Source organism: Pseudomonas hygromyciniae (assembly GCF_016925675.1).
Taxonomy (GTDB): domain Bacteria; phylum Pseudomonadota; class Gammaproteobacteria; order Pseudomonadales; family Pseudomonadaceae; genus Aquipseudomonas; species Aquipseudomonas hygromyciniae.
The window spans coordinates 3,497,445-3,511,780 of the sequence record NZ_CP070506.1; the positions used below are offsets into that span (position 1 = coordinate 3,497,445).

Genomic DNA, 14,336 nt, shown 5'->3' on the forward strand with positions numbered 1-14,336 from the left:
ACGAGCGGGCGAACGGAAAAGAACAAGTGCCGACCTAGCGGCGCATCCGGGATCTGAATAGACCCATTCTGCCCGCCAGTATCAACGCTGCCTATCTCCTGACTGATGAAGCTGGTCATATCTACCTTTATTAGGCCAGTCTCTTTATCCCTTATTACTAGTCCCACCATGTCAAAGACTCAGGTCGATGCCAACGACACCGTTGGAGTAAATAAACTTCAGGAATGTATTCGTAAGCCTCATTGTTCCGAGCCCTGCAATATTTCCGTTCATTTCAAATGTCCCATCAAAAGACAACCTCCAACCAGAAACGCCGGCCACGTAGTTGTTCGACTGGATGTAGTTACCGATCATTGCGTTGGTAATCATGCCTGTCTGAATTACGGCAGAATTGATAAACACCTGCCCCCCGGAAACCACAAACGGCAGGATCAACTGCCCGCTGGCCTCATCGACAATGGCGAAGCGTTGAGCGAACGCGATGATCTCCGATGTGTCGCCGTCGGAGCCCATAGAAAGCCCAGCCATAACCTTCTTGCCGTTGGAGATGGTTTCGACCTTCAGCGTCTTCATGGCCGAGACCTTTCCGTCGGTCTCGGTCAGGACTCGGTTTGTCTCCTGGATCGCCGCCGTGTTTTCGCCCGAGACCGCCTGAACAGTTTCAACCTTTTCAGCCAAAGCTTTATCCGCATTGGCCAGCGCAGTCGTTTCAGACTTGAAGGCCGCTTCATTGCTTGCAACCTTGGCCCCCATCGTCGTAACCCTTTCAGCCAAGGCCGAGGTGGCTGTTGCAGAGGCCGTGGACACGTCGAGAATGCTCGCGGCGTTTTGCCCTATTTTGGCCTCCAGCACGTCGGATCTGACGGACTGTGCAAAGTCGCGCTCGGCAATAGCAGACATCAAAGACCAGGCTCCGGCAGATGAAGTGCTGTCGCCTGCGCTGCCCTCCTCCGAACCCGCAGAGTCAGACTTCACCAACGCATAAACCCCGTCCAGCTTCTCAGCGGTAGCCGTGACCTTGCCATCCACTTCCTCGATAGAGGCCTTGTTCTTACTGATCTCCAGAGCCATGGCCGCGTTGGTTTCGGCGATGGTGCCCAAGTTGAACCAGTAGTTGGCGTTCGGCGGCGAGGTGTCGACCGGTACCGCCGTAGTTGCCTGGAACAGTTGCTGCCCTGCTCGCACCATGTCGCCCTTGGCGTAGGTCTTTGTGGACACATACTCCAGGGCATCGACTACTTCCGAGATCAGGTCTTCCAGCTCCTGCTTGGCCTGCTCCAGACGGTCATTCACAGACCCAGGCCCATCACCAGTGATCAGGTCGATCTCTTCGCGCAGGCTTTGGTACAGCGCCCCCTTACCGATCTTCTCCGCGAAATACTTGTCGTATTCAGTCTGGTCCGAACTGGCCTGGCCATTGACCGCACCAGGGATCGGGAAGAACGGCCCGACGTTGCCGGTACGGTCCACCAGCCGCGCCCAGAAGAACAGACTCGCCCCCGCCAGCAGGCTGTGCATTTCGTGCGTGGCCTGCGGGTAGCTGAAGTCGCTCAGCTTGATCGCCGTAGTCAGGTCCGGCGACTCGCTATACCAGAGCTCCGTGCGCTGGGTGTCCTCTGCACCTGGTGGAAAACCCCACTGGATGCCGATGCCGTAGACCAGGCTGGTGGTGGTCAGGAACGCGACCGCCGGCGGTAGGCCAACCTTGCCTTCCAGGTTGGTCAGGTTTGAGCTCTTCCAAATCGAAGAGATCTCAAATGCGCTCACTGAACGTACCCGGGCCAGATAGGCGCCCGAGTAGATGCCCGTAACGTCCACGCTCGTCGAGCCAGTGCGCTGCAGCTTGATCCAGTTGCCGCTGTCCTTGCGCCACTCCACGTCATAGGCGACAGCGCCAGCAACGGCGGGCCACGAGATGTTCATGGTGTTGATGGCCAGGCCCTGGTCGATCGCGACGTTCGACGTGATGTTGACGCTCGCCGGCGCCGGAACCACGGTGATTGGCACAACGCTTATCGGCCGTTCTTCTAGGCGCGCGCCGGTGTCGATGTGCGCGAACTTGCTCGGGTCGTACTGCACGGCCGAGATTTCAAAGACGCCGGGCTCCGGCCGGGCCACGCTCACCACCCTGTACAGCGGGATTGCGAGGTCATCGGCATCCAGCGCCCACACCAGCTCAGGTTCCGGCACCACGGAGTAAGCAACAGTCACGGTGACCTGCCGGCCGCTGACTAACTGCACGGTGCGCCCCTCACACTTACCGTCGGGCAGGTTGAGGATCAATCGGTCACCGGGCTTGGCCTGGGTGTCGCGGTCCAACTTGATGACCTTGCCGTTCACCGCCGAGATGCGCCCGCCCACCGGCCGACCGGCCAGCAGTTCGTCCGCGATCGGGATCACGTAGCCAGGCAGCGGAATGCGCCCGTCGAGGCCGACCTTGAAGGTGACCGCCCGATCCTTGGAGTTTGTGAGCAGCGCCCATTTACCGCGGCGCTGGGCCTCCGACTCGCGGGTACACCCGATTGCACTGATCTCCAGCGGGTTATCGCCGTAGCGTCGCTGAAGCTTCTGGTCAGTAACCGCGGTGACGTCTGTGTCGTAGTTATTCGCCGGATTGTCGTAGCTGATCAGCACGCGGCTGTAGCGGGTGCGCTCCGACGCGCTGGAGTAAGTGAACTTGCCGTCGATGACGTTCGCCCGGGTGTAGGCGAAGTCAAAGTCAGTGGCGCGTGGCATATCCGAGAGGGTAAACACCTGGCCTTGGGCCCAATAGGTCATGCCTCGGTAGATTGCCGAGATATCGCGCAACAGCGACCAGGCATCGGCCTTGCTCTGCAGGTTCAGGTTGCAGATAAAGCGCGGCTCCTGGCCGCCCTTCCCGTCCGGCACCAGTTGGTCGCAGTACTGGGAAATTCGGTAGAGCTCCCACTTGTCCACCATCCACGGCTTGATACGGCGGCCGAGACCGAAGCGGTCAGCGGTGGTGATGTCGTAGGTCATCCAAACCGCGTTATCGGTCCAAGCTTGCTTGAATGTGCCGTCCCAAATCCCCGTGTACGATCGAGCCACAGGGTCGTAGTTGCTCGGGACCTGCATCTTCTTCAGCTTGGTCTCAACGGTCACCGCCGGGATGCTACGGAACTGCTCAGCCGAAAACTCGATATAGAGCAGCGCAGTGTTCGGGTACCGAATCTTTGCGTCGATCACTTCCGTGAAACCAGTAATCTGCATGGTGTCGGCGATTTTGTTGTTGTTCTGATTGGCGGTCAGCCGAGTAACTTTTAGCAGCCAGCCCGTAGTCGCCTTCGGTAAATTGATTCGTCGGGTACGCTCGTAGGTGCTGGTGGTTTTGCCGTCGACAGCCTCGCTCAGGACTTCCTGATACGCGCCGCCGTCAGTGGCCACCTCAACTTTGTAGGCGATCCGATATCCGTTGATGTTGCCACCAGCGTCAATGGACTGAAGCATCGGCCAAGCAAAACGAACGCGCACCGCTGAAAGCTGAGTGTTGCTGATTGCCCGAACCCACGGCGTACCGCTACGCAGCTCGGTGCTGATGGTGGTTTCGTTCTCAACAGATGGAATGCCCTGGATATAGATCTGATCCACCGCACCGGTGCGCCACTCCCACTTCACGTTGGGAAAGTTCATGTTCCCCTGCGGGTCTTGCAGTGGTGTGTTGTCGAGGAAGATGTCTCGCGCCGTTGGCGTGCCTTCAAACTCACCCTCGCCCACAGCGATCAGCATCTTGGCAATTGCGACAGAGCGCAGGCTATCCGGAGCTTCAGTTGGCGTTTTCGGCTTATCTTCGCCGCCTTTGGCGCCGTGGATATCAATCTTGCGTGCTGCGCCCATGCTTTCCTCCAGGTAATGAAAAGCCGCCTCATGGGCGGCTGCGGTGCTTCAGTTTCTGGCTACATCTGGTCTTCGGCATAGATTGCGGCGCTGATGATCGCCCCGCCCACCCGACGCTTGCCGTAGCAGAGCGGTACCGGGTTGCCAGATGCAGTGGTGTTCTTGGCACTGCCGAATGCGTAGCCAGGGGTGTTCTCTGGGGCTGCGCTGGTCTTGAGGCCGCCGGCCTGAGGGCTGAGCATTTGAATCGCGCCCCCAATAGCCATTGAGCCGCCTCCCATGCCGACCGCGAGCGCCGTAGCGGCTGACCACCCAAGCGGGTTCCACCACGCCAGCGCCACAATCACAACACCAATGATGGTTTGAAGAAGCCCAGCGCGCTTGCTGCCACAAATCACTGGAGCTATACGAATGTCGCCGGAGCCGCTGTAGCCGAGCTCTTTCTCTTCAAGGTTTTTACTTCCCCTGAAAACCGCGAACTCGATACCTCTAGACTTTGCGTTCGACAGGAATCGCTCGAATCCAGGGATCTGCACGCAGAGTGCCTTGATAGCCTCTGCTGGCGAGCGCACAGATAGCCTGAACGAACGGCCAAACTGCCGAAGTTGTCCGTAAAGCAAAATCGTGGTCATCGGTTGATATTCGATAGCTAATGCGGCCATTACCTTTCTCCAGCTGTAAAAAAACCACCCGTAGGTGGTTTGTTGGTATGCCTTGCCTATCTAGCGCAAGACCTCACTACATCGGTGACTCTCTCGAGCGGAGATTGCCAGGTTCTATAGAAGTGGTAGCGCACGGTTGATCCGTTTTTGCTGGGAGTCACATCAACCAGATGCAGCGGCGCCTGCGCATCCGGGGCCAGGATCGTGTAGTTATCACCTGATGTTTGCAAAGTTCCACCGATCCCCGCGCCAAGCACCGTGGTGCCCTGCCATCCATCTCGAATGCACTCAGCAACCGCCTTCGCTGGCTTGCTTGATTTCAGGGACAAAAGTGGCGGGTTGCTTCTGGTATCGCCAACGCTGGCACACCCCGCCAACATCGCCACCGCTACCGCCGCTATCAAAATCCGCATGTCGTTCCCTCTTTGGTTTGGCGGGACTGTAGCACTGGGAGACCAGATGCAAAAAGCGTAGCGTTGGGATGGGCTCTACACACTTAACTTTCGGTGTTCTTTACTGATGATTTTCGAGGCTTAGACTTGATGATCACCTCAATCTGATCAGCATCCACGCGATAAGCCTTAGCGAGCTCATCGATTGCTTTCTCCATAGAGAATAAGCCATCAATTTCACTCTGAGGCCTTATGCGTACAGGGTTGCCGACTTCAAAAAAATCGTCACTTTCAAACTCATGTACGAACGGCCAGCTCCCTTCCCGTCGTACACTCTCATAAGCCTTGTAAGCGGCTTCATACTCCTGGCTTATGCAGTCCAGTGACTTCGCGCTTTGAAGTCTAACAATCACTGATCCATCACCGTCTGGATCTATTACCACCTCGCGGATCTTAGCTACCAGTTTCGGCTCTTGTTTTTCGCATAGGATTAGGTACTTGGCACCAACCAAATCATCAATTTTAATGGATCCTGAGGGCTTCAGGCTTCCAGTCATGGAAATACTGGCTTTCAGCTCTTCTGAAAAAGTGTTCGAAGTTATTGTCTTGACCATCTCATTGCTCGCCACGAAAAAACCGAGAGTAGCTTGATCCTGTCCAGGCATCCAGTGTGGATGGAATGCCAGTGGCAGTGCTACGGCTCGCGATAGTAGGCTCGCCCGTCAATAACCTCTCAAGGGACTGAGCATGAAACAAGATATTGATTCGAACCACTTCAATCGCTGGCCATATATTCCAGAGCTACGCGATGACGGAGACCGAAACAATGGCGGCATAGATCTAATCGAAAACCCAGATAACATTGCGCTCATCCACGAGGCAACCGAAGAAAACGGACTTCGCCCTCTACTCGTTGAGCTGAACAAGCCTGATGGAAGACTCATGTCTCTCGGCTGCGCATCGGGATTGGATGGAAGTTATGACTCGTATGTCGAGTTCACACTTCGAGACCATTCACTTGCGATAAACCAGAATGAGCTTGAGTCAATTTACTCTCGCTGGCTGGATTGGCAAAACGAGGTGGACGCGAAACACCCAGGCTTTGCCAAATCTCTTCGTGAACATTCGGTATGGGAAACTCGCACATTTTCACTCCGTGGAAACGAGCCGCAACATCTGATAACCGTCTACCATCGCGCGCCGGATGAAGCGAATCATCGAACTCTTGCTGAGTACATGGTGATTTTTCTTCGTTCACTTGAATCATCCTCTTAAGACTCTGCGCGGCATCTCGCATCTTTGTGCCTGAGGATCAGGCGTGTCCGGTCATGCCATGGGCCGCCGTAGACAATGATCTCGGACGGCCTGCCGTACAGATGGTGCAGCAAAAAGGGGCCAGGCCCGAAGGTGCCCGACTCTTCCTCTGGTAGCGCCGGATCGGTACCCAGGTAAATGCCGGCATGGTTCGGGTGAACCGTGCGCCCGACCTGCATAACGATCATGTCGCCGCGCTGAGGGCTGTCTACGCGCACGAAGCCTGCCTCCTCGTAGTTCGCCTCGTACAAGCTGGTGTTGTCGGCGCCCTCCCACCATCCATCGGCGCGCTGGAAGGTGTCGAACGCCAAACCCCATTCGCGCTGGTACCAGTCAGCGCAGACCTGCCAACAGTCCCAGGCGCAGTGTACGAACGGACGATTGAGTAATGGTGTATGACCGGTCGGCGTGATCGTGCGTAGGTCGCCCTCAGGCCAACTCAGGATGTGCCAGGGCAAGGCTGTGGCCTCGCACATTGCCAAGTCATGAGGTGACGGCCTGCTGGTTGCGTCCGGGTGCGAGTGAACGATGCCGATAACCTCACCCAGGTCTTCCGCCGCAGCGTAGTCCTCGGGGTCGAGCCTGAACTCCTCGCTCGGTTCCGTGGAGATGTTTCGGCACGGGAAGTACTTCTGCTTGCGCCCGATGGCGAGCAGCAGGCCACAGCACTCTTTCGGATATTCCGCCGCCGCGTGCGCCTGGATAGCCGCAATGATGTGCTTGCGCATGGTCAGCTCCGGGCAATCAGGGAAACGGCGGGGAATCCACCGAAGGACAGTTCGTTGTTCTCGCCGAAGCGCAACTTGCAAGACGACAAGCAGCCCTTGCACTGGTCCAGGGCCGGGTCGTCCGTGGGGTTGTCCTCGTCGTCGAACATCGCCGCACCGGTGTAGCCACAGTCTGGCCCCCGGTAACCATTGGTCATGGCCCAGTGGCAGAACGTCGTCATTTGGCGCCCGGGCAGACCGTGGTTGTCGATCTCGCCAGGGGAAGACAGCTCCCAGACCACGGCCTCGCCGTCCTCACTGGTTTTCTGGTCGATGTACCAGATCTCCAGCGCTTCCTGGGTCGGATCGGCTGTCGGGTTTCCCTCTGGGAAGTTCGTTGAATCCAGGTACTTGGCCAGCGTCTCGCGAACCGTCAGCTTGAACTTGAGCAGGTCCTCGAAGGCGAGGCATAGCGCGGTGACCCGCCCATTCACGTTGCCAGCGGCGAAAGTCGGTCGAGAGGCTGTGCCATCGCTGCTCGAGGAAACACCCTCAATCTGTACCGGCCAGGCCGCGTACTCCTCGCCCTGCCACCAAATCGACTTGGCCGGCAGATCCTCACCAGAATGCTCGTAGGCCACCAGCTCTTCGGGCGTGTGCGGAATAGCGTGCCCGTGAAAGCGCAGGTAATCCGCGCCATACTCGGTCCCGTCAATTTCAAACAGGCGAATCTCGCCGCCAGGCTCCAGTTTTTGGATGTCCGTGATCAGTGCCATGGGCGGTTATCTCAGGGGTGAAAGGTTTGCTGAAAGGTGGCGGTGATGGCATAGACCTGGCCGCCGCGGTGCACAGGCTTGTAGCCGTTACACTTGTAGAGGCCAAGCTCACCTAGGGGCGGCGTCCAGAGGAACGCCTTTGCCCCCTTGTGCCGATCAAGGAACGCCTTGATTAACAGAACCCGGGGCTTGGCACCGGTGAAGGTGAGCGGCCAGGACTGGGACTGGTTGTTGAGGCCGTCCTCGACCGACTGCTCGTACCCGTCCCCGAACTGCTTGGTGCGGACGCGCTGGGCGACATCCCCTTCCGCGCCCTTCTCCGTCTCCCAGATGAATCGTTCGATGGCCATCAGCGCCCCTTGATTGCTTTGTTGATGACGCCGCCTTGGCGCATGTCCTTCGTCCGCAGCTCCAGGTACTTCTGCTCGACGAACGTTGCCAGCTCTTTGCCGAACAGGTCGTAGCCAGGGTCGTCGGAAGAGGACGACGCGTTGCCATCGCCATCGATGTGCACCTCGACATTGATCTGGGTAACGCCCGACCCGCCGCCGCCCATTGCCATTACACCCAACTTGCCGCTGGAGGTTCTGGTCAGCGGCATAATTGCCTCTTCTCCTGCCTCACCCATTACCCCTGTCTTACCGTTGGCCATACCAAAGGCCGTCGGCTTGCTGACAATGGAGTTGGTGAACGCACCGCCGTCGGCGAACATCTGAATGCCGCCAGACCAGGCGCCACCCTTTGCCTGGGTCACACCGGACCAGCCAGCCAATACTTCAGGGCTATACCCGGCCGCTGTCGACCCTGCTGATGTCGCGGCGCCGCCGCCAAAGTACGAACCAGCAGCAGAGACCCCCATGCCCACGAGGGACCCGAGAAGGCCAGAGGCTGCTTGTCGTGTCGCGATGCGAGCCATATCCGCCAAAATCGACTTGGTGAAGTCAGCAAACGAGAGCTTCCCGGTCATGGCGAAGTTGACGATTGAATCCTCCATCGAGCTGAACGCGTTGCCGAACAGGCTCTTGGTCTGCCCTGCGATGTTTTGCGCCGAATCCAGATAGTTTTCCCAGGCCGCTGTCGCGCCCTTCGTCCAATCGCCCTGAGCGGCCTCCACATCCGCGTAGTTTTGCCGGATCTGGTCGGTCGCCTTCTTGTTCGCGTCGGCGAGCGCCTGCGATTTGCGGGTGAACTCTTCGTCCGACATCTTGCGCGACGGATCGGAGCGCTGGTTTTCCAGTTCCAGCGATTGCTGAGCAAACCGGTCTTGCTGGCTGTTCAACTGCGCGTTGAGCGCGTTCTGGCGATCTCCCTGGCCAACGCCGAGCACCGCCCGCTGCCCCGCAAGCTCCAGGGCCCGCTGCTGCTGCCCTAGCGCCTGCACGTACGAGCTGATCGCCCGCTCCTGCTTAGCGAGTCGCCCGGTCTCATTGGTAGCCAACACCTCTAGCTGGCTGTCGGCGTCCTTCTGCGCCTTTACCATCCCTGCGCGCGCGTCGGCTATCTTCTGGTCGAGTTGGATGCTTTGCGCTGCCGATGTGGTCTTCTTGCCCTTGGCGGCTTCCAACGCCGCAATCTCGGCCTCGTACGCTGCCGTGGTCTGGTCGAGCTGATTGCCGATCAGCGCCTGGCGCCGCAGCAGGTAATCAGCCTCTGAAAGCAGGCCGGCCTTCTGCGCCGCGTCCAGTTCCTTCTGGTAGTTTTTTGTAGGTGTCGGTGATGGCAGCCAGGTCGTTCTTGGCGCTGTTGAAGCTGGTCAGGTCGACCTGGGTGCCGGGCGCTTTGGGGTCTTTGAACTTGGCGTTGATGTTCGCTATGTTCTTATCGACAGCGTCCTGCTGTAGGCGCGGATCGTTTGGCGAAACCTTTCGGATATCAGCCAGTTGCTGCTTGTAGTCCTCAAGCTCTTTGGTCCGCTTTTGCTCATTGGTTAACGACGACTTGGTCAGCGCGTCAACTTTGGTCATGGCAGTAACGGCCGCACCCTGTGCCTTGGCCTGCTCGCCCTCCCACTTGGCGATATCTTCCTGGGCGGCTTTCTCATCTTCCAGCATGTTCAGGCGGTTTTGCCGGAACTCGATCAATGCATCCTTGGACTTTTGGTTTTGGAATAGGCCATCCATGCCCTGGGCTTCAGCCAAGCCAGCGCGGGCATTTTCGATGTCCGCGTTGATATCTCGGCGGCCGGCATTTTTGAGGCCATCGGCTGCCTGAGCAACCGCGTTATAAGCCCTCTCCCAAAAACTGAGGTTCTCCAGGATCTTCGGTGTGCGCTCATTGATGGCATCGGCGTACTGCTCTGTGGCCAGCTTCACCGCGCCGGCGTGATCACCTTGCTCTTCCAGTGCGGCAATCTGCGAGTAAACCGAGGCCGTCAGGTAGTGATACTGCTCGTTTAGTGCAGCAGATGCCTTTACCGGGTCGTCTGCCAGCTTGGAGAACTCGGCGACCGTCTCGCTCACCGCCTTGCCGGTGGCTTCCTGCATCGAAACGGCAGCCTGGGTGATGCCGGTGAAGCTCTCGCCGGCGATCTTTCCGTTACCAGCCAGCAGGGCCAAAACTTCGGCGGCCTGCCCGGTCGTGCCGACAGTGGCACTCACCTGCCGGGCCATATCGCCAAGCTGCCCAGCACTGATGCCGGCGTAGTTACCGGTGAGGATCAGTGATTTGTTGTAGCGGTCCTGCTCCTCACTACCTTTGTAGTAGGCAACAGCTAGGCCGCCAACGGCTGCTGTGGCCAGGGCCAGCGGCCCCAGAATGGCAAGCAACCCCGCTGCACCCGCCCCGGCGCCCGCGCCCAACTGAGCCACGGCGCGTACGCCGCTACCCCAGTCGCCAGACGACAGCGCGTTGCCCAGCTGAACAACGTTTTCCTGCGCCTGGCGCGTGCCGAGCCGCAGCTTGTCGAAACCGGTAGCCGTCTTTTCGAGCTTGGCGTAATCCTTGTCGATCTTGCCCAGGGCCTTGTTGTAGTCCTCCTGGCTCAGGCGCCCCTCGTCCAGATGCTTACCAAGCTGCTCGACCTGAGTATCCAGCTTCGCCAGAGCAGCGCGGGCCGGGTCGATGGCACCCAGAAGGCTGTTCAGGGCCTTCTGCTCATCCAGGGCAGACTTGGCCAGAGCCACCTGCTGCTTGTCGAGCTGCGCGGAGATCTTCGCCGCCTCGGCCTCGCCATAGACGCCATTCTTGGTCAGCTTGGCGAGTGCCTCACGCTGCTTTGCCAGGTCCTGTGTGGTCTTGGCACTGGTGGAAAGCGATTTCTCCAGCGCCTGCATTTCGTTCATCAGCGAAACGGCGGACTGCTCGGCCCGGCCGCCGGCCTTCGCCATTTCATCCAGGCTCGTTTTTGCCTGGATCGCATCGGCCGAGTCGATCTTGACGCCGAGTTCTGCAATGTTCATCGACTCACCTTGAATAAGTGCCCGTGGTTACGGGCTGTTTTCCCTTTCCTCCGCCATGACGCGCAGGGCTTCGCCTTCCAGGACTTGAAGGTCAGGGAAGATTTCAGGGAGCTTCTTTTTCTTGATGCCGAGGAACCCGGCCACGTCGCGGATGCAGCTGTAGTCGAGACCGATCGCGCCGCCGGCGCCTGCTCGCCACTGGGTGGACATGCGGTTGAAAAGGAGGAAGGCCGGCCAGTTACAGGGCCAGACCTCCACCTCCTCAACCAGATCTCCCGGGGCAAGGCCGAACATGCCGATAATCGCGTCGGGCACGCTCGGCGAGTACATCGCACGGGCGGCGTCAGTCAGTTTCCCAGGCGGGCCTGGTTGTATGCGCCTTCATGGGCTTTAACGACCGCCTCGGCAGCGCCCTGGCAGGACTTCACGAAGGCAACGATGTTGTCGTCGTTGTATTCGTCGTCGAAGCCCCAGCCTACTACCAGATCCTTGATCTGCTGGGTTTGCTGCTCGGTATCCACGGCCACAATTTCTGACCATGACGGTTTATCGCCCAATGCGGCCTGCGCCTTCTTCCGTTTCTCGTTCCATTCATCGAACAGAGCAGCAAGCTCGGCGCGATCCCGATACTTAAAAGTGAACTCAACCTTCTCAGGCGCGCTGCCGACGATTGGAATCAGCACTGGCGCAGCGAAAGTGGCGTTCTGCGCGATACGGATCTTGGCCATGGGTTACACCACCGCAGTCAGGTAGCGAGTCGGCTCGGCCTGCAGTGCCAGGTTGACGGTACGGGTCAGCAGGTTGTTACGGGACACCGCCGGCTGTTTGGAGAACGACGTGTAGGCGCCGTACAGCAGCGTGTCATTGCCCGGCAGGTTCAAACGTGCGGCCTCGACCTGTTTGCCCGCATCGGCCTTCATCAACACCTTGTTGAAGTCTTGAATCGGATCGTCGGCGAGGGTAAGTACCATGCTGGCAGCCGACTTATCGGTGGGAATCTGCTTGCCCTGGTCGTCTTCGAGGAAAACCACGTCGAGGTAGTTCTGATCGCCACCGGAGAAGGCCACATCGGAGATTTGCGGGATCTGAACCCAGGTCAGCACCTTGCGCATGGTCCCGGCACCACCACCGACAGGGAAGGCCTGGGTGTCGGTAGTGTCGATACTTTCCAGGGTGATTGCAGTAGCAGTCGCCGCCTTCACGCGCACGACCTTGCTATCCAGCTTGCTCCAGCCAGAAGTGAGCAGGACGATGTCGCCCGCAGCCAGGGTGCCGCCGACAACGGTGGCCACGGCCTCAGCGGCGTTGGTGATGGTGGCAAACGCCAGAGCAGCTGCATAGGTTGCAGCGTGCTGGAAGGTGCCGCCATTCGGGATTTTGTAGCCCATGGGTATTTCCTCTTTGCAGATATGAAAAAACCCGCTCAATGGCGGGCTCGTGGGTTTGCCCAATGGGCGGGATCAGTTCGTGTCGGCTCGGTACAAGAACGAGACCGGGACGGTATAGGTGGAATCGCCGGTAATACCGGGGCCCTGGTCGACCGGCGACATCGTCACCACGGTGACCGGGCCCTTGGTGTCCCTGGCGTACAGCGGGAACAGATCTGTCAGTTCAGCTGCTATCGGGTTCGTCTTGGTCTTGCCGGTGCCCGCCGGCGCGATGATGCTCACTTGGAACACACCGGTGAACAGCCGGTGATCACCGCCAAGCGTGTTGCTCGCGGTGTCGCCCGGGATCGTGAAGGCTCGCAGGTAGGTCTCGCCCGCCGCCGGCGTGTAGGCCGTGTTCTCGAAGACGATCTTCAGCTTCTCCGACCTGGCAGCGCTCCAAGCGATGAGCTTGGCCTCGTAGATCGAAGCGATGATTGCGTGACTCATACCTGGTTGTTCCTGATGGCCTCCAGCACGATCTGCTGAAAGCGAGCCACGGTTACCCGGACCATACCGCCGGGGGCCTGGGTGGAATGGCCGAACTCCAACGGGATCGCGTAGGGCAAGTTGTTTACGATGTAGGCCATCTGGCCGGCGGTGAAGTCGCTCATTGCTGCGACCAGCGCCGCGGTAGTCTCGGCACCGCTCGGATCCACCTCGTCGAAGGTAACGCTCTCGACCACGCCCAGCGAGATGTGCCAGTTCGCGCGGAACCGGCCGCCGACGTAGCCTTCGGGCGCCTTGATGTCCATGCCGTCGTTGAGCTTGCGGCCTTTCTTGAGCCTTCCGGCCTTCGTGAGGTTGGCCGGAGCACTGCGCAGTGCGCTGTTGTGATCGTCGACGGCCTTGTTGTACTGGGTCGCCACAGCGTTCTGTGCCCAGATCTCCGGGTTACCCACGGGAGACATGCGAATCAGGCTGCTGCCGACTTCGATAATGATTTCGCGCACACTGGCGTCAATGGCTTCGCTGGTCTGGGCGGCGAACTCGGCCAGGCTCAGGGCGAAGCTGCCGGATTGGGTCGCCATGTCATTTCCTCAGTTGCGCTGTCCACGTTGCATCAGCAGGGTCCGCAGACACATTCATCACCCGCAGCCCGTTGACGATATCGCCAATGGCCGGGGCAGCCGGTACCGCCGTCGGAACGCCGGCCTCCGACACGAACAGCTCGTTTTGCAGCACCAGCAGCTTCTTGTCGCTGGTCTGGATGAGGGAGCCGTCGATTTCTTTGGACAGGTAGCTGCCAAGAACGCCGCGGCCCGAGTACGTCACGGTGGTCTCAGGCGTTTCGCCACCCAGGTCGGGGTCATACTCGCCCGTAACCTTGCGCACACCTGTGACCGACTTGACTGCGTCGGCCAAGCCATCAGGATCGTCGAACGCTTCGGCCAGTTCGGCCTGGATCTCTTCACGCATGCCCACGGTCAGACCCTCTTCAGCATGATCACGCCGGAGCGCGTGATCCACGGCGTAAGCAGCGCAAGGGCGAAGTTCACGCCCGCCGACTGATCGGTAGAGCCTGCCACGTAGGTCTTGCTCACAGACGTGCCGGACTGAGCCGATACCGTCTTGCTCTGCACTTCCCTCTGCGTAGCAGTGTACAGCTTGCCCGCCGCTGCCTCTTTGGCGACCTGGGCGCCGGCTGTTTTGATCTCGGCCGGGACCGGATCGGGAACAGCCCGCTTAATCTTGGCTGTGAGCCAGGCATTGGCCATGGCCACAGCAAGGACCGGATCACCGGTGCCGGCCCAGTCAGGACCGAGCTGGGCGTCAACATCGGCAACGGTGATGAAGTCGGTCAT

At 59.2% G+C, this 14,336-nt stretch carries 14 protein-coding genes and 1 pseudogene; 1 reads left to right on the plus strand and 14 read right to left on the minus strand.

Translation table 11 applies throughout. The annotated features are described in order from the left end of the window. Positions 1-171: 171 nt before the first annotated feature. The 3 genes from JTY93_RS15310 to JTY93_RS15320 form a co-directional block, all read right to left on the minus strand. Positions 172-3,855: a TipJ family phage tail tip protein gene (locus tag JTY93_RS15310; RefSeq protein WP_205475883.1), complete on the minus strand. Its 3,684-nt coding sequence runs from the start codon at positions 3,853-3,855 to the stop codon at positions 172-174. Between the two features lie 59 nt (positions 3,856-3,914). Then, positions 3,915-4,517, minus strand: coding sequence for a tail assembly protein (locus JTY93_RS15315; protein WP_205475881.1), 603 nt, complete (start codon positions 4,515-4,517; stop codon positions 3,915-3,917). Between the two features lie 496 nt (positions 4,518-5,013). Beyond that, complete coding sequence (locus tag JTY93_RS15320) at positions 5,014-5,523, minus strand: hypothetical protein (protein ID WP_205475879.1); 510 nt, start codon at positions 5,521-5,523, stop codon at positions 5,014-5,016. Between the two features lie 133 nt (positions 5,524-5,656). Here JTY93_RS15320 and JTY93_RS15325 point away from each other — a divergent pair, with 133 nt between their 5' ends. Further along, positions 5,657-6,184 carry a hypothetical protein gene (locus tag JTY93_RS15325; protein ID WP_205475877.1) on the plus strand — a complete coding sequence of 176 codons (528 nt, stop codon included), beginning with the start codon at positions 5,657-5,659 and terminating at the stop codon, positions 6,182-6,184. On the opposite strand, the gene JTY93_RS15330 is transcribed toward JTY93_RS15325, so the two are convergent. The 11 genes and pseudogenes from JTY93_RS15330 to JTY93_RS15380 all read right to left on the minus strand — a co-directional run bounded on the left by JTY93_RS15330 (position 6,181) and on the right by JTY93_RS15380 (position 14,336). Continuing rightward, positions 6,181-6,951: a C40 family peptidase gene (locus tag JTY93_RS15330; protein ID WP_205475875.1), complete on the minus strand. Its 771-nt coding sequence runs from the start codon at positions 6,949-6,951 to the stop codon at positions 6,181-6,183. The two genes, JTY93_RS15325 and JTY93_RS15330, sit on opposite strands and share 4 nt — an antisense overlap. 2 nt (positions 6,952-6,953) lie before the next feature. Further along, complete coding sequence (locus JTY93_RS15335; RefSeq protein ID WP_205475873.1) at positions 6,954-7,706, minus strand: phage minor tail protein L; 753 nt, start codon at positions 7,704-7,706, stop codon at positions 6,954-6,956. A gap of 11 nt (positions 7,707-7,717) precedes the next feature. After that, positions 7,718-8,056, minus strand: a complete 339-nt coding sequence (locus JTY93_RS15340) for a phage tail protein (protein ID WP_205475871.1) — start codon at positions 8,054-8,056, stop codon at positions 7,718-7,720. Continuing rightward, positions 8,056-11,104: pseudogene (locus tag JTY93_RS15345) on the minus strand (phage tail tape measure protein). Before JTY93_RS15345 ends, JTY93_RS15340 begins: the two are co-directional and overlap by 1 nt. Before the next feature lie 27 nt (positions 11,105-11,131). Continuing rightward, on the minus strand, positions 11,132-11,434 hold the full coding sequence (locus JTY93_RS15350; protein ID WP_170058753.1) for a DUF1799 domain-containing protein: 303 nt from the start codon (positions 11,432-11,434) through the stop codon (positions 11,132-11,134). Positions 11,435-11,451: 17 nt separating this feature from the next. Continuing rightward, a complete protein-coding gene (locus JTY93_RS15355) occupies positions 11,452-11,832 on the minus strand; it encodes a phage tail assembly chaperone (protein ID WP_032880702.1) in 381 nt (126 codons plus the stop codon). A gap of 3 nt (positions 11,833-11,835) precedes the next feature. After that, positions 11,836-12,492 (minus strand): phage tail protein, encoded by a 657-nt coding sequence (locus JTY93_RS15360; protein WP_032880701.1) that lies wholly within the window; start codon positions 12,490-12,492, stop codon positions 11,836-11,838. Positions 12,493-12,564: 72 nt separating this feature from the next. Next, positions 12,565-12,981: a phage tail terminator-like protein gene (locus tag JTY93_RS15365; protein WP_120731892.1), complete on the minus strand. Its 417-nt coding sequence runs from the start codon at positions 12,979-12,981 to the stop codon at positions 12,565-12,567. After that, a complete protein-coding gene (locus JTY93_RS15370) occupies positions 12,978-13,562 on the minus strand; it encodes a hypothetical protein (RefSeq protein ID WP_120731889.1) in 585 nt (194 codons plus the stop codon). The genes JTY93_RS15365 and JTY93_RS15370 overlap by 4 nt, the downstream gene beginning before the upstream one ends. Position 13,563: 1 nt before the next feature. Further along, entirely contained in the window at positions 13,564-13,956 is a 393-nt protein-coding gene (locus JTY93_RS15375; RefSeq protein WP_120731887.1) for a hypothetical protein, read from the minus strand. A 2-nt stretch (positions 13,957-13,958) separates the two neighbouring features. Beyond that, positions 13,959-14,336, minus strand: a complete 378-nt coding sequence (locus JTY93_RS15380; protein WP_120731885.1) for a hypothetical protein — start codon at positions 14,334-14,336, stop codon at positions 13,959-13,961.

What these genes read in the sequence shown, in the direction of transcription:
- JTY93_RS15310 (WP_205475883.1), bottom strand. Translation starts at nt 3,855, where the DNA reads ATGGGCGCAGCACGCAAGATTGATATCCACGGCGCCAAAGGCGGCGAA.
- JTY93_RS15315 (WP_205475881.1), bottom strand. Translation starts at nt 4,517, where the DNA reads ATGGCCGCATTAGCTATCGAATATCAACCGATGACCACGATTTTGCTT.
- JTY93_RS15320 (WP_205475879.1), bottom strand. Translation starts at nt 5,523, where the DNA reads ATGGTCAAGACAATAACTTCGAACACTTTTTCAGAAGAGCTGAAAGCC.
- JTY93_RS15325 (WP_205475877.1), top strand. Translation starts at nt 5,657, where the DNA reads ATGAAACAAGATATTGATTCGAACCACTTCAATCGCTGGCCATATATT.
- JTY93_RS15330 (WP_205475875.1), bottom strand. Translation starts at nt 6,951, where the DNA reads ATGCGCAAGCACATCATTGCGGCTATCCAGGCGCACGCGGCGGCGGAA.
- JTY93_RS15335 (WP_205475873.1), bottom strand. Translation starts at nt 7,706, where the DNA reads ATGGCACTGATCACGGACATCCAAAAACTGGAGCCTGGCGGCGAGATT.
- JTY93_RS15340 (WP_205475871.1), bottom strand. Translation starts at nt 8,056, where the DNA reads ATGGCCATCGAACGATTCATCTGGGAGACGGAGAAGGGCGCGGAAGGG.
- JTY93_RS15350 (WP_170058753.1), bottom strand. Translation starts at nt 11,434, where the DNA reads ATGTACTCGCCGAGCGTGCCCGACGCGATTATCGGCATGTTCGGCCTT.
- JTY93_RS15355 (WP_032880702.1), bottom strand. Translation starts at nt 11,832, where the DNA reads ATGGCCAAGATCCGTATCGCGCAGAACGCCACTTTCGCTGCGCCAGTG.
- JTY93_RS15360 (WP_032880701.1), bottom strand. Translation starts at nt 12,492, where the DNA reads ATGGGCTACAAAATCCCGAATGGCGGCACCTTCCAGCACGCTGCAACC.
- JTY93_RS15365 (WP_120731892.1), bottom strand. Translation starts at nt 12,981, where the DNA reads ATGAGTCACGCAATCATCGCTTCGATCTACGAGGCCAAGCTCATCGCT.
- JTY93_RS15370 (WP_120731889.1), bottom strand. Translation starts at nt 13,562, where the DNA reads ATGGCGACCCAATCCGGCAGCTTCGCCCTGAGCCTGGCCGAGTTCGCC.
- JTY93_RS15380 (WP_120731885.1), bottom strand. Translation starts at nt 14,336, where the DNA reads ATGACCGACTTCATCACCGTTGCCGATGTTGACGCCCAGCTCGGTCCT.